The sequence below is a fragment of the Streptococcus sp. 4155 genome (assembly GCF_013276695.1).
GTDB classification, from domain to species: Bacteria; Bacillota; Bacilli; order Lactobacillales; family Streptococcaceae; genus Streptococcus; species Streptococcus pseudopneumoniae.
Window position 1 is genome coordinate 24,789 of record NZ_VMLM01000003.1, and the last position, 6,030, is coordinate 30,818.

Annotated in this window: 8 protein-coding genes; 1 reads left to right on the plus strand and 7 read right to left on the minus strand. The window is 41.9% G+C overall.

All coding sequences use genetic code 11. From position 1 onward, the window contains the following. Window positions 1-3: 3 nt before the first annotated feature. From rpsF to HT715_RS00600, 5 genes are all read right to left on the minus strand, one after another. The gene (gene rpsF, locus HT715_RS00580) at window positions 4-294 is read right to left on the minus strand and encodes a 30S ribosomal protein S6 (RefSeq protein ID WP_001151777.1); all 291 of its coding nucleotides are present in this window, start codon (window positions 292-294) and stop codon (window positions 4-6) included. A gap of 152 nt (window positions 295-446) precedes the next feature. After that, window positions 447-1,793, minus strand: coding sequence for an asparagine--tRNA ligase (asnS, locus tag HT715_RS00585; protein ID WP_171043170.1), 1,347 nt, complete (start codon window positions 1,791-1,793; stop codon window positions 447-449). A gap of 16 nt (window positions 1,794-1,809) precedes the next feature. Continuing rightward, window positions 1,810-2,175, minus strand: coding sequence for a VOC family protein (locus tag HT715_RS00590; RefSeq protein ID WP_023937609.1), 366 nt, complete (start codon window positions 2,173-2,175; stop codon window positions 1,810-1,812). Next, a complete protein-coding gene (locus HT715_RS00595; RefSeq protein ID WP_000777796.1) occupies window positions 2,168-3,355 on the minus strand; it encodes a pyridoxal phosphate-dependent aminotransferase in 1,188 nt (395 codons plus the stop codon). Before HT715_RS00595 ends, HT715_RS00590 begins: the two co-directional genes overlap by 8 nt. Beyond that, window positions 3,352-3,840, minus strand: a complete 489-nt coding sequence (locus HT715_RS00600) for a DUF5590 domain-containing protein (protein WP_000747244.1) — start codon at window positions 3,838-3,840, stop codon at window positions 3,352-3,354. The genes HT715_RS00595 and HT715_RS00600 overlap by 4 nt, the downstream gene beginning before the upstream one ends. A 371-nt stretch (window positions 3,841-4,211) precedes the next feature. Between HT715_RS00600 and HT715_RS00605 the strand changes: the two genes are divergently transcribed. Further along, window positions 4,212-4,760 (plus strand): NADPH-dependent FMN reductase, encoded by a 549-nt coding sequence (locus HT715_RS00605; RefSeq protein ID WP_100127806.1) that lies wholly within the window; start codon window positions 4,212-4,214, stop codon window positions 4,758-4,760. Between the two features lie 125 nt (window positions 4,761-4,885). Here the strand turns inward: HT715_RS00605 and yaaA are convergent, their stop codons facing one another. Together yaaA and HT715_RS00615 are read right to left on the minus strand one after the other, a co-directional pair. Next, the gene (yaaA, locus tag HT715_RS00610) at window positions 4,886-5,614 is read right to left on the minus strand and encodes a peroxide stress protein YaaA (RefSeq protein ID WP_138706478.1); all 729 of its coding nucleotides are present in this window, start codon (window positions 5,612-5,614) and stop codon (window positions 4,886-4,888) included. 146 nt (window positions 5,615-5,760) lie between these two features. Beyond that, complete coding sequence (locus tag HT715_RS00615) at window positions 5,761-5,925, minus strand: YczI family protein (protein WP_000508264.1); 165 nt, start codon at window positions 5,923-5,925, stop codon at window positions 5,761-5,763. Window positions 5,926-6,030: the final 105 nt, after the last annotated feature.

The window sequence follows — 6,030 nt, forward strand, 5'->3', positions numbered from 1 at the left end:
TTCTTACGCGTCAATTTTGACGATCATGTGACGAAGAATGTCAGCGTTAATTTTTGAAAGACGGTCAAACTCTTTAAGAGCTGCATCGTCGTTTGCTTCAACGTTAACGATGTGGTAAAGTCCTTCACGGAAATCTTTGATTTCGTATGCAAGACGGCGTTTTTCCCAAGATTTTGATTCAACAACAGTTGCACCGTTGTCAGTCAAAATAGAGTCAAAACGTGCTACCAAAGCGTTTTTAGCTTCTTCTTCAATGTTTGGACGAATGATATAAAGAATTTCGTATTTAGCCATTGATATGTTCCTCCTTTTGGTCTAATGACCCCAAGACTTTGCAAGGGGTAAGTGAGGTTCGCTCACAATAAACTATTATACTAGAAAAAATTTTTTTACGCAAGTAAAAACTCTGATATGCGAAAAAACGCCACATGGGCGTTTTCCTATTCTTACGGTTTAATACGGTGCAACATACGTGGGAATGGAATGGCTTCACGGATATGTTTTGTTCCTGCTGCGAAGGTTACCATACGCTCGATACCGATACCAAATCCACCGTGTGGAACTGTACCGTATTTACGAAGGTCAAGGTAGAATTCATACTCTGTACAATCCATGCCAAGTTCATCCATCTTAGCGACAAGGGCATCGTAGTCTTCCTCACGCATAGACCCACCGATAATTTCTCCATAGCCTTCTGGAGCAAGCAAGTCTGCACAAAGCACGCGCTCTGGATTTCCAGGAACTGGTTTCATATAGAAGGCCTTGATGGCTGCTGGGTAGTTCATGACAAAAGTTGGCACACCAAAGTGGTTTGAAATCCAAGTTTCATGTGGTGAACCAAAGTCATCACCATGCTCAAGATGTTCGTAGTCAGCGTCTTCATCATTTTCATGCTCCTGCAAGAGGTCAATGGCTTGATCGTAAGTGATACGTTTGAATGGCTCTGCAATATAGCGTTTCAAGAGTTCTGTATCACGTTCCAAGGTTTCCAAGGCTTGAGGCGCACGGTTAAGAACACCTTGTAGAAGAGCTTTTACATAAGCTTCTTGCAAGTCAAGTGACTCATCGTGTGTCAAGTATGAGTACTCTGCGTCCATCATCCAGAACTCAGTCAAGTGACGGCGCGTTTTTGATTTTTCAGCACGGAATACTGGACCAAAGTCAAAGACACGACCAAGAGCCATAGCGCCTGCTTCTAGGTAAAGCTGACCTGATTGGCTCAAGTAGGCTGGCGTTCCAAAGTAATCTGTTTCAAAGAGTTCTGTTGAATCTTCTGCCGCATTTCCTGAAAGAATTGGGCTATCAAATTTCATGAAACCGTTCTTGTCAAAGAACTCATATGTTGCATAGATGATAGCGTTACGGATTTGCATCACCGCTACTTGCTTACGAGAGCGAAGCCACAAGTGACGGTTGTCCATCAAGAAGTCTGTACCATGTTCTTTTGGTGTGATTGGGTAGTCTTGAGATTCACCGATCACTTCGATGTCTGTGATGTCCAACTCATAGCCAAATTTAGAACGTTCGTCCTCTTTGACAATACCTGTCACATAAACAGACGTTTCTTGGCTCAAGCGTTTGATAACATCAAACTTCTCAAGTCCTACTTCTTCACCAAATTTTTCGACAAAGTTTGGTTTAAAGGCTACACCTTGAAAGAAGGCTGTTCCATCACGCAATTGCAAGAAGGCGATTTTCCCTTTTCCTGATTTGTTGGCAACCCAAGCGCCAATCGTCACTTCCTGACCAACATAGTCTTTTACATCAATAATCGTTACACGTTTTGTCATTATTTTTCCTTTTTCTTTTTTATTCTTTATGGCAAACCACTTCTATATTGTTCCCATCTGGGTCAATCACAAAAGCAGCGTAGTAAATCGGATGCTCACTGCGATAACCAGGAGCCCCATTGTCTCGCCCACCTGCCTCTAAACCAGCCTCATAACAAGCCTGAACTTCTTCCTTATTTTCTGCTAAAAAAGCAAAGTGAATAGGATCTTGTGTCCCCTGAGCCAGCCAAAAATCACCACCAGGATGAGGGCTGTTCGGGGCAAGAAAACTGATTAGAGAACTAGTCTTAAAAGCCAATTTATAGCCCAAAGGAGCGAGAAAACTCTTATAAAATCCTTCTGAAATTTGTAAATCCTTTACCTTAATCTCAAAATGATCAATCATTCTCACTACCCATAAATGCTTTCAAGCGTTTAACTGCTTCTTTAAGCGTGTCTAGGTCTGTCGCATAGCTGAGGCGGACATTTTCTGGTGCTCCGAATCCTGCTCCTGTTACCAAGGCCACTTCGGCTTCTTCTAGGATAGCGGTTGTAAAATCTGTCACATCTGTATAGCCTTTCATCTCCATAGCTTTTTTGACATTTGGGAAGAGATAGAAAGCTCCTTGCGGTTTGAGCACTTCAAATCCTGGCACCTCAGCAAGAAGGGGATAGATGGTATTGAGACGTTCCTCAAAAGCCTGACGCATGCTTTCTACAGTATCTTGCTCACCTGATAGAGCCTCAACTGCTGCATACTGGGCTACTGCTGACGGATTCGAAGTTGTTTGACCTGCAATCTTGGACATGGCAGCAATAATGTTTGCTTCTCCAACGGCATAGCCAATCCGCCAACCTGTCATGGCATAGATTTTAGACACACCATTGATGACCACTGTTTGCTTGCGAATTGCCTCAGATAGGCTAGAAATCGGTGTGAACTCATGACCATTATAGACCAAGCGCCCATAGATATCATCTGCTAGAATGAGAATATCCTTTTCTACAGCCCAGTTTCCGATTGCCAAGAGTTCCTCACGGGTGTAAATCATACCTGTCGGATTGGATGGCGAATTCAGCACCAAAACCTTGGTCTTGTCTGTGCGAGCTGCTTCTAACTGCTCTACGGTCACCTTAAAGTGATTATCTTCCTTAGCAGGAACAAAGACTGGCACACCTTCTGCCATCTTGACCTGGTCTCCATAGCTTACCCAGTAGGGGGTTGGGATGATAACTTCATCACCTGGATTGACCACAGCCATAAAGAAGGTATAGAGAGAATATTTGGCTCCAGCAGCGACTGTCACTTGATTTGGCGCTACAGAATAGCCGTAAAAGCGTTCAAAGTAAGTATTGACCGCTGCCTTGAGCTCTGGCAGGCCTGAGGTTACTGTATAAAAAGAAGCACGCCCATCTCGAATCGATGCAATGGCGGCATCTTGGATATTTTTTGGAGTAGTGAAATCTGGCTCACCCAAGGTTAGAGACAGGATATCTCTTCCCTCAGACTTGAGTGCTTTGGCACGAGCTCCAGCAGCCAAGGTCACACTTTCTTCCATTTCTAAAACACGGTTGGATAGTTTCATAGGCCCTCCTTATTGACCAATACTCCTGTTTCAAAATCTACTAGATAAAAATCAGAGCCTGACTTGACTTCCCAGATTGGTTTGTCTTGATAACGGCCAAAGGTAATCTTGTCAATCTCGCCAGCTCCTTTTTCCTTAGAAACGGCTTCCGCTTTTTCTTGTGAAACACCTTGATTTAGCTGATAAACGTAAATCTTATGGTCATCTTTTCCAATCAGGACAGCAAGTGCTTCTTGTTTTTTATTGCGACCAAGAACGCTATAATAGGATTCCAAGCCATTGTATAAGTCAACCTGATCAGCCTGCTCTAATCCTGCATACTGCTGAGCTAATTTTTCTCCTTCACTTTTAGCTGTTTGATAAGGTTTCATACTCAGAAACACTAGATACAGAAAGGAAGCACTGATAACCACAAACAAAATCGTCATCCCTAGACCATACTGCCACAGTAGATTATTTTTTGCTTTGTTTTGTCTTTTTTTCACTCGTCTATTTTACCATCTATTAAGCTTTATTACAAGTGAATGCAAGAATACTCTTCTAAAATCTCTTCAAACCACGTCAGCTTTATCTGCAACCTCAAAGCTGTGCTTTGAGCAACCTGCGGCTAGCTTCCTAGTTTGCTCTTTGATTTTCATTGAGTATAAGCAACCAATTCTATTTCTCCCTTCAAACAAAACCAATTTTGAAAGTGAAACAGTTCTCACTTTTCCAATAGCAAGTAACTAGAATTTCAGCAATTTTATAATTTCAAACAAACTCTGAGCAAATTTCTTGCAAGTTGTTTTGTTTTGTTGTAATATATTTTATAACAACGAGAAAATTCTCGTAAATTTAAAGAAAAAGGAGACACAACATGTCTAAAAAAGTATTATTTATCGTCGGATCACTACGCCAAGGTTCTTTCAACCACCAAATGGCCCTCGAAGCTGAGAAAGCACTTGCTGGTAAAGCAGAAGTTAGCTATCTTGATTATTCAGCTATCCCTCTCTTCAGCCAAGATTTGGAAGTTCCAACTCATCCAGCTGTAGCTGCTGCTCGTGAAGCAGTTCTCGCTGCGGATGCCATCTGGATCTTCTCTCCAGTCTACAACTTCTCTATCCCTGGTACAGTGAAGAACTTGCTGGACTGGCTATCTCGTGCCCTTGACTTGTCTGATACACGTGGAGCTTCTGCCCTTCAAGACAAGTTTGTCACAGTATCATCTGTAGCCAATGCAGGGCACGATCAACTCTTTGCTATCTACAAAGACCTCTTGCCATTTATCCGTACACAAGTCGTTGGCGACTTTACTGCTGCACGTGTTAATGACTCTGCCTGGGCAGACGGAAAATTGGTTCTCGAAGAAACAGTCCTAAACTCACTTGAAAAACAAGCTCAAGACTTGGTCAATGCGATCAAGTAACTAACATAATAAAAGCGAACAAGACTACTTTTCTGACACTCAGAAGTCTAGCTTGTTCGCTTTTTTCTCATTTATAAACTAAAATAACTGATGATACATATTGTCCAATACAGAATATCTGATTTCTATACTTCCTTTACAAAAACCAATTCCTGTGGCTGGGACAGATCTTCTCGGTAGGTAAATCCTGCAAAGCTTAAGCGACGAGCTTCCTCCACCGTCTGTACTTGATTTTCTATCAGGGCTGTCAGGAAGGCACCACGCGCTTTCTTGGAAATGGTTGAGTGAATTTTCAGCTGACCGCCTCTATCCTCCATAAATTTGAAGATCACCATTTTTTCTCTGATTTCCTTAGAAAATACCGTCTCAAACTCGGACGACAAGAGGGAGAAAATCACTTCTTCCTGCTTCACAGCTTCATCATAGGCTGCCTTCCAATGACTCTTTAAAGTCTTACCAGCGACTTTTAACTTCATCAAAAAGTCCAAACGGTGAGGGGCCATAGATGACAAGGCTGGAACGACACCGTACAAAGCCGAAGTAATAAAGACATGATTTTCAAGATAGGCTTGTTCCGCCTCGGTCGACTTATCTCGCTTGATATGGCGGTACATAAGCCCATCAAAAAGTTTAAGAGCTGGGTAGTGTTGAGCAGTTTGCCTTTTCAAAGCTTGGATATTTTGACATTCTTCCGCAGCCTTCTCGGCTGATACCTTATAAAAACTCTCCAATTGACTAGCAGAATAGAGGGCCAAGGCATCCAGCACGGCCTGACTTTCTGGTATTAAAGGTGTTGCCTCGATACTCGGCAAGTCTGTGTTCATTTCTTTTGCTGTAGGGATTAAAATTTTCATATTGATAGTGTAGCATATTTTTTAGCCACAACCAAGAAATTCATCTGATACTCAATGAAAATCAAAGAGCAAACTAGGAAGCTGACGCGGTTTGAAGAGATTTTCGAAGAGTATGAAAAACCTCGGTTTGACCGAGGCTTCTCTATTTATTTGGGCCATCCTAACCAGATAGCCACGAGAACAAGGGCTGCGCCAGCTAAACTTGTTAAGATAGATAAGAATTTATCTTTTTTCTCCTTGAACTGAGAAAAACCTATCTTCAAAGCGAGCAGTCCAAGTAGCATTGAAGCAAGCATCAAATAAAAACCCATTTCTTTGTCCTCCATTAGTCTTAATTTATTTTATTATAACATATATTTCTTAAATAAACCTTTTTTATACTCAATGAAAATCAAAGAACAAACTAGGAAACTAGC

Bases quoted from the DNA above. Each gene is read 5' to 3' on its own strand.
- rpsF (WP_001151777.1), bottom strand. From the start codon at position 294: ATGGCTAAATACGAAATTCTTTATATCATTCGTCCAAACATTGAAGAA.
- HT715_RS00590 (WP_023937609.1), bottom strand. From the start codon at position 2,175: ATGATTGATCATTTTGAGATTAAGGTAAAGGATTTACAAATTTCAGAA.
- HT715_RS00595 (WP_000777796.1), bottom strand. From the start codon at position 3,355: ATGAAACTATCCAACCGTGTTTTAGAAATGGAAGAAAGTGTGACCTTG.
- HT715_RS00605 (WP_100127806.1), top strand. From the start codon at position 4,212: ATGTCTAAAAAAGTATTATTTATCGTCGGATCACTACGCCAAGGTTCT.
- yaaA (WP_138706478.1), bottom strand. From the start codon at position 5,614: ATGAAAATTTTAATCCCTACAGCAAAAGAAATGAACACAGACTTGCCG.
- HT715_RS00615 (WP_000508264.1), bottom strand. From the start codon at position 5,925: ATGGGTTTTTATTTGATGCTTGCTTCAATGCTACTTGGACTGCTCGCT.